Consider the following 17,142-nt stretch of genomic DNA (forward strand, 5'->3'; position numbering starts at 1 on the left):
AAAATCCATCCCAAAATCTGCTTCCCGAATCTCGTTGCGATGAACGAGAAGGTGACACAGCGACATTTCTACTTTGCAGAAACAGGACATTTTAACTTTGCGCTTACACCCCCATGGGTCCCAAAGATCACATAAGATAGATTATGGAACTGCTGATTGTGGGCAAACGGGCAATTCAGCCTGTAATATCGGCAATTTGCGCCTTGGCAGCTTTGGCCAATGCCTTTGGTTCGCTGGGGAAAACGAAGTTGGTGCCTCCTGCTGCAGCCCACACCACATCGAACTGCATCAGGCTTTCATCGGCATAAGTCTTGATGTCGATCAGATGTCCCAATGGTGAAACACCGCCAATGGCAAAGCCGGTTTCCTTGCGGATATATTTGGGATCAGCCCTGTGCAATGCCTCGCCGGTCAGCCTGGCAGCTTTGATAAGGTCCAGCTTGCGTGGACCCGAAACAAGAAACAAATAAAGGTTCTGCGTGTCAGCGCCTTGGAAAATCAAGGATTTGACGATCTGCGCCACGGTGACGCCGCACTGGATCGCCGCAGCTTCTGCCGTATGGGTCGAATCGGACATTTGGCGAATTTCGATATCAAGACCAGCCGCACGAGCCGCCTGACGGACACGCTCGACGCTTTTGCTCATAGCTCGACCTCGAACGACAAACCATCATAGGCAGGCTCGACATTGTCCGGAGTCTCGCGCAGCACAGTTCCATAATCCAGTGGTATGTGCATATGGGTCAAAATGGCTCGACGCGGCTTGAGCTTTCCAATCCATTCTATTGATTCATTTAGTGAAAAATGGCTTGGATGCGTTCTGTATTGCAGCGCATCGATGACCAATGTATCGAGATCGAAGAGTTGTGCTGCGGTCGTATCGGGAAATGCGCTGACATCCGAGCAATAGGCCACATCGGCAATTCGGAACGCTAGAGAAAGAATATCGCCATGGATCTGCGGCAGCGGCAGGAAGCGTATCGCGCCGCCCGGCCCGTCGATCTCAAAAGCTTCGTGATGAACAATCTCGTGCGGCCGCAGGATTGGCGGATAACTCGAACCTTCGGGGGTTTTGAAGCAATAGCCAAAACCTTCCATCAAGCGCCGCTGTGTCATCGCATCAGCATAGATGTCCACCAAGTCGCGGCGATCGATGACGAATGTGCGCAGATCGTCCAGACCATGGATATGGTCAGCATGCGCATGTGTATAGACAACCGCGTCGAGCTTTCCGGAACCGAAATCGATCATTTGTGAGCGAAAATCCGGTCCCGTGTCGATGATCACAGTCGTCACACCGCCATGATGCGCGATACGCTCAATCAACATGGCTGCACGCCGGCGCTTGTTCTTCGGCTCGCTCGGATCGCAACTGCCCCAATCGCCATTGATGCGTGGCGTGCCCGGAGACGAGCCGCAACCAAGAATGGTGAAGCGCAAGCGATCAGGCATTTGTGGTTCCAGCACTTGGCCTTGGCATCTTGGTAAACAGGCGGAACACGTTGTCGGTTGTTATTCTGCCGATCTCGTCTTCACTCACGCCAATCGTCTCGGCCAGTACAGCCGCCGTATGCCGGACAAAGCTCGGCTCGTTGCGATGGCCGCGATGCGGCATCGGCGCGAGATATGGCGCATCTGTTTCAACCAGGAGCCGATCTCGCGGCACGTTTTTGGCGATTTCGCGTATCTCAGGTGAATTCTTGAATGTCAGAATACCGGAGAACGACACATAACCGCCGAGGTCTACGCCCACTCGCGCCAGTTCCGCACCGGACGAAAAGCAGTGCAAAATGAAGGGGAAGGCGCCCTTCCCTGTTTCTTCCATCAGAATTGAAATCATATCATCATCGGCAGCGCGGGCGTGGATGACCAATGGCAAGCCCGTGGCGCGGGAAGCGGCAATATGAGTGCGGAAACCCTGCGCTTGCGCTTCCGGAGGCGCATAGTCGTAATGGTAGTCAAGTCCGGCTTCGCCGATAGCCACCACCTTCGGATGCTCCGACAAGCGGAACAGGTCGTCTGCCGTCACATCGAGCTCTTCATGGGCATTGTTGGGGTGCGTTCCAACCGATGCGTAGACGCTGTCATACTGCTCCGCGATCTTTATGATATCGCCGAAGCGCCGGACGCGTGTGCAAATCGTTACCAGCCGCGTGATGTTATGATCCGCCGCCCGCTGAACGATGGCATCCCGTTCCTCGGTAAAATCCGCAAAATCCAGGTGGCAATGACTATCGACAAGCATGGAACTAGTCTGCTTTTTCTGCTTCGACGTAGCGCGGGAAGATCGGCTGCGGTGCCGGGAGATCGGTGCCAGGTATCAATTCGCTAGCCCTCAGATCGGCAAAATCCCGCTTGTCCGCCGGCACGGCAAGGATATCGAGCAGCTTGGCCGCTGATCCCGGCATGAATGGCTGACAAAGAATGCCGACACGGCGGATCACTTCTGCCGTCACATAGAGAACCGTTTCCATGCGTGCCGGATCGGTTTTCTTGAGCGCCCACGGCTCCTGTGCGGCGAAATAACGGTTGGCTTCAGCCACAACACCGAAGATCGCCGCCAGCGCCTGATGGAGTGCTTGGCTGGCAACCGCCTTGCGAGCGGTATCGAGCGCCGCCACGGCTTGATCGAGAATAGCCTTATCTGCGTCGGTCAACGCGCCCGGCTGTGGAACCTTGGCATCGCAGTTCTTTGCAATCATCGACAATGAACGCTGCGCCAGATTGCCGAGATCATTGGCGAGGTCGGCGTTCGTCCGGTTGACGATCGCCTCATGGCTATAGTTGCCATCCTGACCGAACGGGATTTCCCGAAGCAGGAAATAACGCAATTGATCGAGGCCGTAATGCTCCACCAATGCAGTCGGATCAATAACGTTGCCAACCGATTTCGACATTTTCTCGCCGCGGTTGAACACAAAGCCATGGCCGAAAACGCGCTTCGGGAGTTCGATACCAGCGGACCATAGAAAAGCTGGCCAATAGACCGAATGGAAGCGGATAATATCCTTGCCGATGATATGAACGTCAGCTGGCCAATAGCGCCAACGCTCGGCGTTTTCATCGGGATAGCCCGCGGCGGTGATGTAATTCGTCAGCGCATCGACCCAAACATACATGACGTGCTTTTCATCGCCCGGAACCGGAATACCCCAATCGAAGGTTGTGCGCGACACAGACAGGTCCCTGAGACCTGATTTGACGAAGGAAACCACCTCGTTGCGCCGCTCATCCGGACCAATGAAACCCGGATTGTCCGCATAAAGCTTCAGCAAACGGTCCTGATAGGCCGAGAGGCGGAAGAAATAACTCTCTTCTTCAATCCACTCCACGGGCGTTCCCTGCGGACCATAGCGCACATTGTCGGCACGCAGCTCCGTCTCTTCTTCCTGGTAATACGCTTCATCGCGCACGGAATACCATCCGGCATAACCACCTTTGTAGATGTCCCCGGCATCGGCCATCTTCTGCCAGATGGCTTGCGAAGATTTATAATGCCGCTCTTCGGTTGTGCGAATGAAATCATCATAGGAAGCATTCAAAAGATGCCCCATGTCACGGAAAAGCTTGGCATTTCTGTCGGCAAGTTCGCGGGGCGTAATGCCCTCTTTACGCGCGGTCTGCAGCATCTTGATGCCGTGTTCGTCCGTGCCACTCAGGAACAGCACGTCCTTGCCGTCGTGACGATTGAAGCGCGCGATCGCATCGGTCGCGATGAGCTCATAGGCATGGCCGATGTGCGGGCTACCGTTTGGATAGGAAATGGCGGTTGTGATGTAAAATGTTTCGCGGCTCATGCGTGACCTGATTTCGTCTTTGGTTTGGGCATCTTGGGAAAAAAACGTCTGGCTGACATAACGCAAGTCGGACCTGATTGCCATACCGGCAGACCTCTATCTGCCCGATAGAGCGCGGTGCATTCTCTCCAGGAAAATAAGAACGGTCTGCTTGCGGTCGAGATTGAAAGCAGCGGCTTCCCTCGCCTCGTTCTGCATGTCCTGCCAGATACCGGACCAGCGGTTCGCCTGCGAAACATCGCCCTGCTCTGCGCTAAGCCGCGCCTTCACTGCAATGCGCCCCAAAAGATCATCGAGGAAAAGATCGTACTGGATCTCGGCGTCGCGTCCGGACAGCGCCGTTGCCAGTGCGTGGGCTTTGGGCACGTCGAACACAGGATTGCTCAGGATAGCATCGGTTGCCCCCGAAATTTCCAGCCCTCCAAATGCCAGCAACAAGGCAGCTTTCCGAACACTGCCGTCCGCATGGGCGATGAGCGAATCCGCGTCGGGCAATTGTTCGGTATCGAGCCTGATTGCCGACAGAGCAGCGAGCAGGTCCTGGCGTTCAAGCGGTTCAAAACGGATCGATTGGCAACGGGAGCGGATTGTCGGTAATAACCGGCCGGAAGAATGCGAGATCAGAATGAACAGGGTTCGCTGCGGCGGCTCCTCAAGAGTCTTCAGTAACGCATTGGCCGCATTGCGGTTCATGTCATCTGCAGGATCAACAACGACGATACGCCACGCGCCATCATGGGAGGTCCTGTTGAGGAAATGCGCGACGCGCCTGATCTCATCAACCGTGATGCCTGTCTTGAACTTGCCCGTCTTGGCATCTATCGGGCGGCTGATATGCAGCACGGACAGATGTGTTCCGCTCGCAAGTTGCCGGTAAGGCGCAACTGTGAAATTCGGCTCTGCAAGCGTCAGTGGTGCCTCGCGTTCCGCAGGATATCGCAACATGTGACCAGCTAGGTGGAACGCCAGAGTTGCCTTTCCGACACCCTGTGGACCCTCGAGCAATAGCGCGTGATGCATCTGGCCCGACTGATAGGATTGCGCGAGAAAAGACCTTATCCCGGCGTGACCGAACAATGCGGGATTGGCCGAAGGTGCAGGAACACCATCGATAGTATCGTGGGTTGCCGGCACGTCGAGGGTGGTGTCGCTCATTTCGCCACCTCGATGCCTTGCTTCGTCTTCAGGCCGCGGCTGGTCTTCAACCCGTCGACCAGTGCGGCGATGTCAGCTGCAATCTCATCGGCCGGGCGATTTGCAGCGATCACTTTGCAGCGCTCGGGTTCTGCAGTCGCGATGGCAAGATAGGCGTCACGGCGCTTGCGGTGCAGATCGATTGTTTCCTTCTCGAAGCGGTCGGCAGTCGCTGCCCCACGCCGTGCATGGGCGCGTTGCAGACCGACCTCGGCGGGCAAGTCAAGGATGATCGTCATATCCGGCATGAGACCGTGGATGGCGGCGCGTTCAATAGCGCGCATCAAATCCGGATCGAGATTGCCGGTCACACCCTGATAGACGCGACTGGAGTCGATGTAGCGGTCGCAAAGCACCATCTGGCCAACCTTCAGCGCTTGACGTATGACTTGCTCCACATGGTCGTTGCGCGCCGCGGCAAACAGCAAGGCTTCCATGGCCGGGCCGAAAGGTTCGGCGGCGCCGCTCAATATGACATGGCGCACGGCTTCCGCACCCGGCGAACCGCCTGGCTCGCGCGTTACCAGCACATCATCGCCATCGGCGCGCAAATGATCCGCTAACCGGCCAATCTGTGTGGATTTGCCCGCGCCCTCGCCGCCCTCAAATGTTACGAATAGTCCTTGCACGCCACCAGTTGTCTTTCGATGCGGAGTCACTGTCTGATGTAGATGGTTCTAGCCTCCGCAAAAGAAAAGGTCGAGGCGGGATTGTCTTAGAAATCGAGTCGCCGGACCCAACCTGTCGTCAATTCGAATACCGCATCGAGCGAACGCTTTTTCAGATCACCACTCTCAATTGCTTCCGACGTATAGACCGGCGTTTCCTGGACGAGTGCATCGCCGATCCATATCCGCAATGTGCCGACCGGCTGATCGGCTTTCAGCGGTGCCACCAATGGCCCTTGATAGACAACGTGCGCCTTCAGACGGTCGCGATTGGCCACCGGGATGAGAATACTGATTTTCTCATGCGCTTTAAGAGCGACAGCTGATTTGGTCCCGCCAAACACACTGGCCCCGCCAACGATTTCACCCTCAGCGAAGATTTCAGCCTCCTCGAAGGCTTGATACGCCCATTCGAAGATGCGCTTGGACTCCTCGGCACGCTCCTTGTCGCTAGCGAGGCCGCTCAGCGCAACGATATAACGCCGACCGTTCCGCTCCGTAGCGCCGACGATACCATAGCCGGACTGTTCGGTGTAGCCGGTACCCATCCCGTCGGCGCCGATATCGAGGCGCAGCAGTGGGTTGCGATTGCGCTGGAAGATATTATTCCAGGTGAAATTATCCTGCGCATAGGTTCGGTAATATTCGGGATATTCGTGTTTGATGTGGCGCGCCAAAGTGACGAGATCTGTCAGCGAAACCCTTTGCTTCGGATCAGGTAGCCCGGTCGAGTTGGTGAAGGTTGAGCTCTTCAGGCCAATTTCCTTCGCCCGGGCGTTCATCATCTCAGCGAATTTCTGTTCCGAGCCGGCAATGCCCTCGGCGAGGACAATACAGCCATCATTGGCCGATTGGACGATAACCCCCTGGATCAAGTCGCCAACGCTGATGTAGGATTTCAGCTTGGCAAACATGGTCGAACCGCCCGATGGCGCGCCGCCTGTTCGCCAGGCATTCTCGCTCACCATGTATTGTGTCGATGGCGTGATCTCGCCTGTCTTGAGCGCGTGGAATACCACTTCCATGGTCATCAACTTGGCAAGCGCGGCCGGCTCGATCAGTGTGTCAGGCGATTTTGCATAGAGGATCGTGCCGGTCTGGTCCTCGACCATCAACGCCTGCTTGGCCTTGGTATCAAACAGCGCATCCTGGGCGTTCGTCCCGCCAGCTGAAGCGAGAGTCATGGCCGCGCCAAGAGCAAGAATACGAAGTGGCGCAGTCAGAGAACGTCCAAGCCGTTCGATATCAATTGCCGTCATCACGGACGACGAATGCATCGACGGCACCAGCCTTCCACGCCGCCTGAAGCAGAGTGTCGGCGTTCTTTCCAGCGCTTGCCCGCGCGATCATAGCAATACGAGGCCCTTCGGGGCTGGCAATTTCAGACAGTTCCACCTTGCCAAGCGGGCCAAGCGCGGACATCACTCTTCGGGCTTCTGCCTTGTTGGCAAACAGGCCGACATCGATATATTCGCCCGAACCACCGGCGGCTTGCGGCATGTCGCTCATACCCTTCCATGCAGTCGAAACAGCCTCTGGCGAAAGCAGGCTGTTTGCGGCTTGCACGGTGCTGTTCGCACTTGCGACGCGCTCGCTGGCGTAGGAGCTGACGAATGGAGACACCTGCTTGCCACCCTTGAGCGAGCCAATAAGGATCGTGGGCTTGTCATCGATATAGGGCCCGATCAGCGGTAGAACCGGAACGATGTCCATGTTGAAGGAAAGTCCTGAATCGTCCACGGGAGCCATCGCCTGCTGTGGTGCTGCAAGCTGAGCTGCCTGACCGTTCAGGGACATCGGTTGGCTACTGAGGCTCGCCACCTGGATACCGGTTGGCTCAGGCTGCGCCATGCCTGGAATGGCGACAGGTGCATGCCGCGTCGGCGTCGGCCCATTCATGGCGATCATCACGCCCGAAGCTGGCTGCCCAATCGGATCCGGTGCGCCGGGACCGCGGTAGGAAGCCATCAGGAAATTATCATCGCGCCCTTCCAGTGGTGCACGCCCGACATATTCGACTTTCACATTGGCTGTGCCGGTATCATGATAGTCGAGGACCTGCGCTGCACGTTGTGAAAGATCGATCAGGCGATTGCTGTGGTAGGGGCCGCGATCATTGACGCGGACGATAACCGAACTGCCATTGGTCAGGTTGGTAACACGGGCGTAGCTCGGCAAAGGCATCGTCGGATGCGCGGCCGAGAGGTGATTCATGTCGTACACTTCGCCATTGGCGGTCAGGCGGCCATGGAAGGCGGAGCCATACCAGGAAGCCCTGCCCTTGCGGACATAACCCGGCTCTTCCCTGGGATAATACCATTTACCTGCAACCTGATATGGGCGGCCGGTCTGGTTGCGCCCCCCGCCGCGTGGCATGTTGCGGAAATCGGTGACGACGCGCGGACTGGCTTTCACACCATATTCTGCCTCGGCGAAATATTCCTTGCCATGGGTTCGCTTGGCGACTTTGATCTGCGGCGACGATGCACAGGCTGCCATCAGGGCGCCCACTGCAACTACTCCCACAACGCGAAAAGCTTTGGCTTTTGACAATGCAAACCGCCGGCCGCGTGGGCCGCCCCCAAGGATTTTGTAATTTGATAGACAGATCAGAATGCTGGCGCAACCCCGAGACCCATCATGGCAGCTGCACCAACTGTATAAATACCACCGATAGGTTGATACCAGCTTAACAATATCTGGCCGCCGCTCTCTATTATCGCGTTCTTAAACGCCACCAGCGGTATGTGTTTCGGGTTGGTTCACTTTTTGTGTTCGACGGACTCATACTATGAGTTGTTCAGTGTTTGATCTTCTTTGTTTCGCCGGCGAGCTTGTCTCTTACCCGGTCGGTCAGCATCTCGACAATGGACTCGGCATCTTCGAGATGCAGATTCACATCCCGTTGCGGGTACGGAATCTCGATCCCCTCCTCCGCAAAACGGTCGATCAATGTGAATCGGATTTCGTTCTGAACAGTGCCGGAGTTGGATAGATCCGCGAGATGGACGCGCATCTCGAATTGCATGACTGACTCGCTGATTGCACTGAACGCGACAAACGGTTCCGGGTTCTTCAAGACAAGCGGATGACCGCGGGCAATCTCCATCAGGATGGCATGCACACGGCGGGGGTCGACCTTATGCGAAACGCCGATCGGGATGTCGACGCGGCCGAGTTTGTTGCGATGCGTCCAGTTGCCGACACTGCCGTTGATGAAGGATGAATTTGGAATGATGAGGGACTGGCGCTGGAAGGTTTCAACCTCCGTTGCCCGGACGCTGATCTTCTTGACAATACCGCCGACGCCGCCGGTCTCGATCCAGTCGCCGACCTTGAAGGGACGTTCCGCAAGCAAGATAAGACCTGAAACAAAGTTCGAGACGATCGCCTGCATGCCGAAACCGATACCAAGTGATAGACCGCCGGCGACCAATGCCAGGCTGGAAAGATTAATGCCCGCCGCCGAAATGCCGATGACGCCCGCAATGCCGAGGCCAAGATAGCCAACAGCGGTGCGGATCGAATTGCGTACACCTGAATCGAGCCTGCCGCGTGCCATGACACGATTGTCGAGCCAGCCCTGGAACCAGCGCGTAAATCCGTAGAACAGCGCGAACAACAGAACGCCGATTGCAATCGAAACCAGCGAAATGTTAACCGAACCGATCTGGAAACCCGTCGCGATCGCTACGAACCAGGCCGACATTTCGCTCCATTGGAATCCCCACAGCAGAAGGATTATCGGAATTCCCAGCGCTACAACGAAGATATTGATGACGATACTCAACACCAGACCGAGCTGGTCGAGGGCAGTCTCATCCAAACCAAAACGGGTCTGCACCGCCCGTCCAAGCTTGGTCCCCGTCAGTGCATTCTCATCGGATACCGCGCGAGCCGTCAGGAAGCCCAGGTACATCGTGACGACCACGGCGCCATTGATAACAATCTGCTGCGACACGAAGCGTGCCAGTCCGATATAACCGAGAAGCGCCGCGACGATAGGCACAAGACCGATCGTGTAGAGGAAGAGCCGCATGGCCCTTGGCCAAGGCTTGATATTCCCGGTCTCTTCGTCTTCCAGCGGCCTCAATGACGCCATGGCGATGATGAGGAGGCCCATCAGAACGGTGGCAAAGAGACTCTTCGCAACGGTCAATGACAATGGCGAACCAGCGATCTGATTGACCGTATCGGCGATGTAGTCGAGCCCGGTGATCGTTGCTGTGGCCGTGATCAGTACCATCAGGATCCGGCCTGGTCGCGGCGCTATGCGCACCAGACGCCAGTTGGGTGCGCCCGGACAGATCACCGCCTGCGCGAGCGCGTGGACAAAATACACGATGCCAATGACGCAAAAGAGCATATAGATCAGTGATGCAATATCTGGTCGCAACACGTTGAAATAATTAAGAAATAAGTATGTTGTGACAAGGAAGACAACCACCGTCAACGATCGCATGAGCGTGGACCAGAACGCGACAGCGAGACGGCTGAGATAGGATGGCGATTCAATAGTCGCATCACGCAGATAGAGATGGCCGAGTGTCCGCTGACCACCTATCAGCAAAACGAGCGCTGCAATCGCGGCAAAAAAGGCTGCCGCCAGCATGGATTGCCATTTGAAGGAAACGACGAAGCGCCACCAGGATGTAACCACCTGATTCATGGTTCGTATTTCCTGGCCGTAGGCGTCGGCGACTTCGCTACCGAGCGAATAATTGATGTTGACGCGCTGCGAAAGCGTGTTGGTGAACAGTTCGCGCCGTGCATCCACCGTTCGCTCAATCATCCGGTTAGCCGCGATCAACTGATCCTCGGTCTCGCCCAGGACGGCATTGATTTCGGCTTTCTCGGTCATTAGCTTCGCCCGCTCATCGGTGACGATCTGCGCTTCCGGTGGCTGGCCTTGGGGTGGTGGAGGACCGAGTTGATCCAGCCGCGAATTGATTTCCGTGACGCGCGGCCTGAACGATACGCCGATGTCCAGCAGTTTTTTGGCGCTGGCCTCCAGATTGAGGCGCAAATCCGCCAATGCTGCGTCGGTGTCGGCCTTCTCCATTTGTTGGACATAGTCTGCGATTTGCTTCTTCACGGCATCGATTGCAGGCCGCTGTTCCGCAACAATGCCCGTGGCGAGTGCTTGCGCAGGCGCAGGCGTCTGCGCGGCAGTCGAATTTACCGCACCAGCGAGAATCAAAACCGTAGAAATCGCCAGAAGTATCTGGCGGACGAAGGAAGGAATCACGGGGTCAAATCCATGTAAAAACAGTTTTCAGGGCACGATTGCCTGTTCATATCGGCACAATCAAGGCATTTTACGCTTTATAAGGCCAGACAGACTACCGGACTGGTAGTTTGAACTGCCGTTAGCTGGACACTGACGACGAGGTTGACGCCGCAATTCGAAAGGCTATATAGACCGCGCACAGCGTTCGTAGCATTCTTTTGGCCTTCGCCAAAACATTGGATATCAAACGTTTCAGCAGGTTGGAGGGGTGGCCGAGCGGTTTAAGGCACCGGTCTTGAAAACCGGCGTAGGTGAGAGCCTACCGTGGGTTCGAATCCCACCCCCTCCGCCACTTCACATAAATTTTTCTTCGTTATCAATTACCTACAAAATTAAGATAACTTGAACTACCTACCCCCCAACAAAAAACTCCCCGCATTTAGGGCGCTTTGCAGTTTATCTGAGATAGGCGGCACGATTTTCATCGCACTAAAGAAAAATTTTAGCACCCCAGCCAATCAACTCTGCCGATTGCATTACGACTAGCGAACAAGTGTGCCGGTCACGTAAACGGCAATGACGTACCATAGAACATAGAGGCAATAGGTCTGGCCATCGCCCGTATAGATCTGTCGAACCGAGCCGGCAGCGCTCAGCGTCAAATCCGATATACCGCGCCAGAATGCTATAGCGACAGGCCTCGACAAGCGCGAGAGGACGGGTTGGTAAAATGCGTAAAAGACCGTAACGCCGGTCGTCGGCGCACGCCGATAGCCGTAAATATAACGCAGCCAGACAACGAAAAAGAGAACCATTGCGATCGCGACGGTAATGGCCATGACAGGTATGGGATTCCAATATCCGTAAATCGTTTCCAGCGACATGCCATCCCAAACCAACGTTGATGCGAATGCAGGGTCGATAGCTGCGGATACGGGGTCCATGAACAGTTTCGGGAAGAATGTTAGAGCGAAGATGGCGATGATCAGGACATATTGCGGTACAAGAAGTGCGAGCGGCGCCTCCGCAATTGCCTCGAATCGGGCTTTCCGTTCTCCTAGAAAAACTGCGTAGGCCAAACGAAACATGTAGAGAAAGCCGACGAAGGTTGCGAGAACGGCCAATGCCGCGAGCCCGTACCAGCCCTTTTCCACCATGGCACTGAGAAGCAGCCACTTGCCACCGAACCCCGCGAGTGGCGGTAGGCCGGACATCGATATCAGGGCCGTGGCGACCGCAGCGAAGGTGAAGGGCATGTTGCGGACCAGTCCACCATTCTCTCCAAGTAGCCGTGTTCCGGTCCGCAGGATGACGCCGGCAACTGCAAGGAACAATATGCCCTTCACCATGAGGTGGTTGGCAACGAGATAGAACGCCGTGACCCAGCCAAGATGACTCATAAGCGCGATGGCGGTCACAATGTAACCGAGTTGACTCATGCTCGAATAGGCAAGCATCCGCTTCATGTCGGTTTGCCGCAGCGCAAATGCCGCACCGAGCAACGTCGTCAACAGGCCGACCCAACCCATCACATGCGCCATGTCGAGGCCAATTTCCGAGCGGATGGCGAGATACGTGACCGAGAACAGGCCAAAAATCGCGACCTTGCTGACCACGGCCGACAACATTGCCGAGAGGTCATCATCGGCCTCCGCATAAGCGCCGGGGAGCCAGATATGGACACCCGCAGCCCCCGCCTTGATGAGAAAACCCACGGCCAGCAATACAAATGCCGGCCAGGCATCCTTCCCTGCAGCTCCGAATGCAGCAAGGTCAATCGTGCCATTGGCGGCGGCGGCCATGGCAAAGCCTGCGAGAAGACAAAAGGCCGATGCAATCGAGAACAACAGGAATGGCAACGCATAGGGATAGGCGCTGCGCGCATGCGCAATCAAGAAATAGGAAGAGAGCGTAATCATCTCCCAGCTGAAGAAGAATTCTAGGCTCGTCCTGGTACGCAGGAGTGCCGCAATGGACAGGAGCAGCAACGCCATCAGCGGATAGTAGCCGGGCCGCGAGTCCGCGCGATAGGAGCTGGCCGACGCGACAACCAGCCCGCCTGAAAGGAGAAGCACCGCGAACAGGCGGCTGATGCCCTCGACCGGACCAACGATCCAGATGCCAAGCAGAAGCACCAGTATGAGCATGAGCATTGATTTGAGCCGCCCGGGAAGCCAGTCGAATAAGCACAGAAAGGCCGCGGCACCGAGCGGTGCGAATATCCATAGCGAGGCCGCTCCTGAAAGATCAGCCGCTACGTAGCCCGAAACGCAGAGAAACACTGCACACAAACCAGCAGCCAGAAGGCGGCCAAGTGGCGCATCGAGGCTGCCTTGTTCCGGAGCCGCGCGTGTCGCTTGATTGAACCAGCGGAACATGTACGCAATCTCGAGCAGCGATCCGATCAGAATAACGGCGATCCACCCAAAGTGCCCAGCCGCTGCGACGCGAATCACGAGTTCCCATTTCGACCAGAAACCCGGAAAAGGCGGCAGACCGGCAATGGCGACGAGCAGAATGGCGAAGATGAGCATTATTAGCGGACGTCCGGCGAGTGCGGACCAGTCGTCGACCTGCGGACGATTGACGGCGCCTGCCAGGAAGAACAGGCCAGCCTTCGCCAAAAGGTGATTGACGAACAGCCCGCCGACGACGAGCGGCATTGACGCATCGGCACCAGGCTGTCGCATTAGCGCAAGCGCCAAGGTGAGAAGGCCCATTTGCGCGATCGACGAATAGCCAAGCATGCGCTGAACGTTCGTCTGGCGCAGTCCGGCAAGATTGGAGAACAGGAACGTTATCCCGCCCGACACTGCGATAAGGGTAAGGTAGTTTTCGAACAGCGGAAGCAGTTTGAAAAGTGCAAAGAATACGCCCGCCGACACTGCCCCGGAAACCAGTGCTGCAACACCGCTCGAGGCTGACTGATAGACATCCAGCCCCCAGCCGTTGGCCGGAAAGGGCTTCAGTTCGATGATGAGGCAGGACAATACAAGCAGCAACGCCGTTGTTCCGATCGGTCCGGCTATCATCGCGCGGTGGACGATCATATCGTCAATGTTGAGCGTTCCCGTTACGTGATAGAGCAGAGCCGTCCCCAGCAGGAAAAAGGTCGAGGCAAGCACGGTCGCCAGGATGTACTTGAAGCCGGCGGCTAGCGCTGCCGGTGTACCATCGAAGCCGAGGAGACCGTACGTCGCTATCGATACAATTTCGAGGAACACAAAAAGGTTGAACAGATCACGGGTCATCACCATACCGTTGACGCCCATGATCAAAAGCAGAAACAGCAATAGCGCCGCATAGTTTTGACGTAGCCGATCCCAAAGATGCCAGGCGGCCAGCAGCGCGACGATATTGACGCTGAAAGCACACACACCCTCCCAGGGCCCAACGCGGAGATTGATCGAATATGGCGGCGCACTGCCGGCCGTGAAGCTCTCCAACACCGGTTGCCCGTGGTAAACCGCCCACAGGCAGGCACCCGAAACGGCAACTATACCGGCGAGCGCAAGAACAAAGATCACCGCCGGCAACGGTTTGGCGATGCGATACAGCAGCGGGATGAGAAAGCTGCCCCCAAGGCCGAACAGAAAGATGTTCAACGGGTGCATCAGGGCTTCTACCATTTCGACTCCGTGAAGGCGTCGATGTCGAGCGTCTTCCTGGCATCGTAAAGGCGTATTGCGAATGACAGCATGATCGCGGTTACTGAAAAGCCGATGACGATGGCTGTGACGACCAGCGCCGAAGGGATGGGATCGACGGCGTTCGTCGCAGCGTTGGCCTTGTCCAATGCCGCGTCGATGATTGGCGCGGTGCCGCCAGTGACGTAGCCCGTTGCCACCATGACAACGTGGATGCCGGTGTCGATCAGCGAAAAACCGATAATGATGCGCAGAATGTTGCGATGGACGAAAATTCCCGCAAGGCCGATCAGGATCAGGCAAAATCCCGTGACCAGCAATATCTGCGAAACCGGTAGACCCATCAACCCACCTCGCCCGTCATATCAGCGCCGGAACCGATCGATGACGACACTGAGCTCGGCTCCAACCTTGATGCCAAGCAAGGCCGATATCAGCGGAATTGCCCCAGCACTCAACAGCGTTCCAAATGTTCCGAGTGGCAGAATGTGGCTATCAAGAAAACCGTCGGCAAAAACAATACCGAGAATTCCGATCGATACGTAAAGGACGCCGGCGAGCGATTCCGTCACACTCAGGAAACCGTGATGCAATTGGGTTGCGGGGCTCGCCAGCATCAGCAGCATGACACCAGACGCCACCACCGCACCACCCTGAAACCCACCACCGGCCGAAAGATGCCCGTTCATGATGACATAAGCGCCGAACAGGAAGATAAGCGGCAGTATGACCTCGGCGCCGGTACGGACCAGTTCGCTCGGCTCGCTCTCGTCGATACTCGCCGCATTCGTGACCTGCGTGTTTTCGCCAGACTTGCTGGCAAGGAGCACGCCAACGCTCGCCGCCACCATGAAAAGCACTGCCACCTCCCCCAGCGTGTCGAAGCCGCGATAGGTGATAAGTATCCCTGTCACGACATTCGGCGCACCGAGTTCGCGCGGAACCTGCGTGAGGTAGTATTCGGCAAGCGGCGATCTCGTCTGGCGTTCGCTATACCCCCTAACCAGGCCAAAGAAGATTGCCGCGAACATCAGCACGGCGACGATGGCAAATACACGTTTCATCCTGCGTCGCCCTCCTCCTTGTGTGCATTCTCCGCGTCGCGCAATGCATCGGTTATGGTAGAGGCAGCCATGGGCGTTCCGATTGCATGGGCGGCACGCGACAGGGCATGCGATGACAATGGATTGGTCATCAGCACGAAATAGGCGACGATGAGCAGCTTGGCGCTCCAATCGGGGTGATAGATGCCCAGTCCGACCAGTACCAAAATATTCCCCAGAGTCGACGCCTTGGTGCCCGCCTGGATGCGGGTAAAGGCATCCGGCATGCGCAGGAGTCCGAGCCCAGCCGAAAAAAGAAAGAAAGCGCCCGCCAGGATCACCAGGCTGCCTATCAGTTCCATCATGGCTCCCTCCCGCTGCCGGTCCTTCGCATCGTGTAGAGGAAGATCAGAGTTGCCAGTCCCGAGCCGATTGCCGCCTCTGCCATCGCGACATCAGGTGCAGCCAGCAGAACATATGACACAGCAGCAAAGAGGCTCGCGAGGCCGGCGCTGATCATCGCGGCCAGCAGATTGCCGAGACACACTGCCAGCACACCACTCACCAGGATGCCGGCGCAAACCAGGATGACGAGGAGTTCCAACATGGCGCTAGGATCTCCGTTCGAGGAAGCGCGCAATGGCAAGCACGGCCAGGAAGCTCAGCAACCCATAGACCAGCGCAACATCGATATAGACGAAACGACCGGATAGATGGGCGTAGAGCGCTATGAGCGAAATTGAGATCACCGTGAGCATGTCGATCGCAACGATCCTGTCGACGATGGTCCTGCCGATGACAAGCCGCACCACACCGCAGGCGATGCCCATAAAAATCATTGCACCGGCTATCTGCAGGATAATGTCAGCCAAAGACCTCTCCCAAGTGTTTCTCGAATGGCCCTGCGATCATTTCGGTCGCGATCTCGGGATCGAGAGTTTTGACGTCGAGCCAGTGAATAAACAGGGCATCGCCCTTTATCGCCATGACGAGTGAGCCCGGCGTGAGTGCGATCGAATTGGCAAGGGCCAGTCTTCCGATCGGCGATTTGAGCCGAATATTGATCCTGACGATACCGGGATGAATGTCGATGCGTGGAGAATAGACGTATCGCAGCATGTTCAGGTTGGCCTTCACCAACTCTAAAAAAAACACGCCTGTATAGGCGATGAAATGGAGGACGCTTCGCGGTGTCAGCAGGACGTTCCACCATGTGCCGCTGCGCCGCATGAAAATCCAATCGACAACCAGTGCAATCACCGCGCCAGTTACCACGATGGGAAGAGCGAGACTCGAATTCAGGATCAGCCAAAGCGAAAACAACAGCAGCCAAAGACTGATCGAGCCGAGCGCCGAACGCGAAACGCTACTATCATCGGTCTGACGGTCTGATGGCATTTAAAGCGGCCTTTGTAGACAATCGAGATGATCCATCCGACTGGCGGAAGCGGTCTCTATATAACCGGCTCTACTATAAGCTAAAGTTCCGGAAAAGTGCTTCCAATTTGTTGACTATCCTTCGTTTTTATTTGGTTGAAAGCCTTTTTTGTTTGGACGAATGGT

The 17,142-nt window shown here is 56.3% G+C and carries 16 protein-coding genes and 1 tRNA gene; 1 reads left to right on the top strand and 16 read right to left on the bottom strand.

The window, feature by feature from the left end:
- Positions 1 to 175 precede the first annotated feature (175 nt).
- From PHA01_RS27585 to PHA01_RS27625, 9 genes are all read right to left on the bottom strand, one after another.
- Positions 176 to 646 carry a YbaK/EbsC family protein gene (locus tag PHA01_RS27585; protein WP_271899463.1) on the bottom strand — a complete coding sequence of 157 codons (471 nt, stop codon included), beginning with the start codon at positions 644 to 646 and terminating at the stop codon, positions 176 to 178.
- Complete coding sequence (locus PHA01_RS27590; RefSeq protein WP_417021056.1) at positions 643 to 1,452, bottom strand: MBL fold metallo-hydrolase; 810 nt, start codon at positions 1,450 to 1,452, stop codon at positions 643 to 645. The genes PHA01_RS27585 and PHA01_RS27590 overlap by 4 nt, the downstream gene beginning before the upstream one ends.
- A complete protein-coding gene (locus tag PHA01_RS27595; protein WP_271899465.1) occupies positions 1,445 to 2,245 on the bottom strand; it encodes a TatD family hydrolase in 801 nt (266 codons plus the stop codon). Before PHA01_RS27595 ends, PHA01_RS27590 begins: the two co-directional genes overlap by 8 nt.
- Positions 2,246 to 2,249: 4 nt before the next feature.
- The gene (metG, locus tag PHA01_RS27600; protein ID WP_271899466.1) at positions 2,250 to 3,881 is read right to left on the bottom strand and encodes a methionine--tRNA ligase; all 1,632 of its coding nucleotides are present in this window, start codon (positions 3,879 to 3,881) and stop codon (positions 2,250 to 2,252) included.
- 12 nt (positions 3,882 to 3,893) lie between these two features.
- On the bottom strand, positions 3,894 to 4,952 hold the full coding sequence (locus PHA01_RS27605) for a DNA polymerase III subunit delta' (RefSeq protein WP_271899467.1): 1,059 nt from the start codon (positions 4,950 to 4,952) through the stop codon (positions 3,894 to 3,896).
- Positions 4,949 to 5,620, bottom strand: coding sequence for a dTMP kinase (tmk, locus tag PHA01_RS27610; protein WP_271899468.1), 672 nt, complete (start codon positions 5,618 to 5,620; stop codon positions 4,949 to 4,951). Before tmk ends, PHA01_RS27605 begins: the two co-directional genes overlap by 4 nt.
- Positions 5,621 to 5,706: 86 nt before the next feature.
- Positions 5,707 to 6,843, bottom strand: coding sequence for a D-alanyl-D-alanine carboxypeptidase family protein (locus tag PHA01_RS27615; protein ID WP_417021057.1), 1,137 nt, complete (start codon positions 6,841 to 6,843; stop codon positions 5,707 to 5,709).
- Between the two features lie 61 nt (positions 6,844 to 6,904).
- Complete coding sequence (locus PHA01_RS27620) at positions 6,905 to 8,158, bottom strand: septal ring lytic transglycosylase RlpA family protein (protein WP_417021058.1); 1,254 nt, start codon at positions 8,156 to 8,158, stop codon at positions 6,905 to 6,907.
- Between the two features lie 301 nt (positions 8,159 to 8,459).
- The gene (locus PHA01_RS27625; RefSeq protein ID WP_271899471.1) at positions 8,460 to 10,907 is read right to left on the bottom strand and encodes a mechanosensitive ion channel family protein; all 2,448 of its coding nucleotides are present in this window, start codon (positions 10,905 to 10,907) and stop codon (positions 8,460 to 8,462) included.
- Positions 10,908 to 11,151: 244 nt separating this feature from the next.
- Here PHA01_RS27625 and PHA01_RS27630 point away from each other — a divergent pair.
- Positions 11,152 to 11,241, top strand: a tRNA-Ser gene (locus tag PHA01_RS27630).
- A gap of 190 nt (positions 11,242 to 11,431) precedes the next feature.
- On the opposite strand, the gene PHA01_RS27635 is transcribed toward PHA01_RS27630, so the two are convergent.
- From PHA01_RS27635 to PHA01_RS27665, 7 genes are read right to left on the bottom strand one after another with little or no spacing between them, the layout of a single operon-like run.
- Positions 11,432 to 14,518: a proton-conducting transporter transmembrane domain-containing protein gene (locus tag PHA01_RS27635; RefSeq protein WP_271899472.1), complete on the bottom strand. Its 3,087-nt coding sequence runs from the start codon at positions 14,516 to 14,518 to the stop codon at positions 11,432 to 11,434.
- On the bottom strand, positions 14,512 to 14,880 hold the full coding sequence (locus PHA01_RS27640) for a sodium:proton antiporter (RefSeq protein WP_224506401.1): 369 nt from the start codon (positions 14,878 to 14,880) through the stop codon (positions 14,512 to 14,514). Before PHA01_RS27640 ends, PHA01_RS27635 begins: the two co-directional genes overlap by 7 nt.
- Positions 14,881 to 14,901: 21 nt before the next feature.
- The gene (locus tag PHA01_RS27645) at positions 14,902 to 15,600 is read right to left on the bottom strand and encodes a Na(+)/H(+) antiporter subunit B (protein ID WP_271899473.1); all 699 of its coding nucleotides are present in this window, start codon (positions 15,598 to 15,600) and stop codon (positions 14,902 to 14,904) included.
- On the bottom strand, positions 15,597 to 15,944 hold the full coding sequence (gene mnhG, locus PHA01_RS27650; protein ID WP_271899474.1) for a monovalent cation/H(+) antiporter subunit G: 348 nt from the start codon (positions 15,942 to 15,944) through the stop codon (positions 15,597 to 15,599). Before mnhG ends, PHA01_RS27645 begins: the two co-directional genes overlap by 4 nt.
- A complete protein-coding gene (locus tag PHA01_RS27655) occupies positions 15,941 to 16,186 on the bottom strand; it encodes a hydrogenase subunit MbhD domain-containing protein (protein ID WP_112530998.1) in 246 nt (81 codons plus the stop codon). The genes mnhG and PHA01_RS27655 overlap by 4 nt, the downstream gene beginning before the upstream one ends.
- Before the next feature lie 4 nt (positions 16,187 to 16,190).
- Positions 16,191 to 16,451 (bottom strand): MrpF/PhaF family protein, encoded by a 261-nt coding sequence (locus tag PHA01_RS27660; RefSeq protein WP_271899475.1) that lies wholly within the window; start codon positions 16,449 to 16,451, stop codon positions 16,191 to 16,193.
- Positions 16,444 to 16,977: a Na+/H+ antiporter subunit E gene (locus PHA01_RS27665; RefSeq protein ID WP_271899476.1), complete on the bottom strand. Its 534-nt coding sequence runs from the start codon at positions 16,975 to 16,977 to the stop codon at positions 16,444 to 16,446. Before PHA01_RS27665 ends, PHA01_RS27660 begins: the two co-directional genes overlap by 8 nt.
- Positions 16,978 to 17,142 lie beyond the last annotated feature (165 nt).

The organism is Candidatus Phyllobacterium onerii, assembly GCF_028331445.1.
GTDB classification, from domain to species: domain Bacteria; phylum Pseudomonadota; class Alphaproteobacteria; order Rhizobiales; family Rhizobiaceae; genus Phyllobacterium; species Phyllobacterium onerii.

Bases quoted from the DNA above. Each gene is read 5' to 3' on its own strand.
- PHA01_RS27655 (WP_112530998.1), bottom strand. From the start codon at position 16,186: ATGTTGGAACTCCTCGTCATCCTGGTTTGCGCCGGCATCCTGGTGAGT.
- PHA01_RS27615 (WP_417021057.1), bottom strand. From the start codon at position 6,843: ATGACTCTCGCTTCAGCTGGCGGGACGAACGCCCAGGATGCGCTGTTT.
- PHA01_RS27585 (WP_271899463.1), bottom strand. From the start codon at position 646: ATGAGCAAAAGCGTCGAGCGTGTCCGTCAGGCGGCTCGTGCGGCTGGT.
- mnhG (WP_271899474.1), bottom strand. From the start codon at position 15,944: ATGATGGAACTGATAGGCAGCCTGGTGATCCTGGCGGGCGCTTTCTTT.
- PHA01_RS27640 (WP_224506401.1), bottom strand. From the start codon at position 14,880: ATGGGTCTACCGGTTTCGCAGATATTGCTGGTCACGGGATTTTGCCTG.
- metG (WP_271899466.1), bottom strand. From the start codon at position 3,881: ATGGCAATCAGGTCCGACTTGCGTTATGTCAGCCAGACGTTTTTTTCC.
- PHA01_RS27665 (WP_271899476.1), bottom strand. From the start codon at position 16,977: ATGCCATCAGACCGTCAGACCGATGATAGTAGCGTTTCGCGTTCGGCG.
- PHA01_RS27590 (WP_417021056.1), bottom strand. From the start codon at position 1,452: ATGCCTGATCGCTTGCGCTTCACCATTCTTGGTTGCGGCTCGTCTCCG.
- PHA01_RS27595 (WP_271899465.1), bottom strand. From the start codon at position 2,245: ATGCTTGTCGATAGTCATTGCCACCTGGATTTTGCGGATTTTACCGAG.
- PHA01_RS27645 (WP_271899473.1), bottom strand. From the start codon at position 15,600: ATGAAACGTGTATTTGCCATCGTCGCCGTGCTGATGTTCGCGGCAATC.
- PHA01_RS27620 (WP_417021058.1), bottom strand. From the start codon at position 8,158: ATGGCAGCCTGTGCATCGTCGCCGCAGATCAAAGTCGCCAAGCGAACC.
- PHA01_RS27635 (WP_271899472.1), bottom strand. From the start codon at position 14,518: ATGGTAGAAGCCCTGATGCACCCGTTGAACATCTTTCTGTTCGGCCTT.
- PHA01_RS27605 (WP_271899467.1), bottom strand. From the start codon at position 4,952: ATGAGCGACACCACCCTCGACGTGCCGGCAACCCACGATACTATCGAT.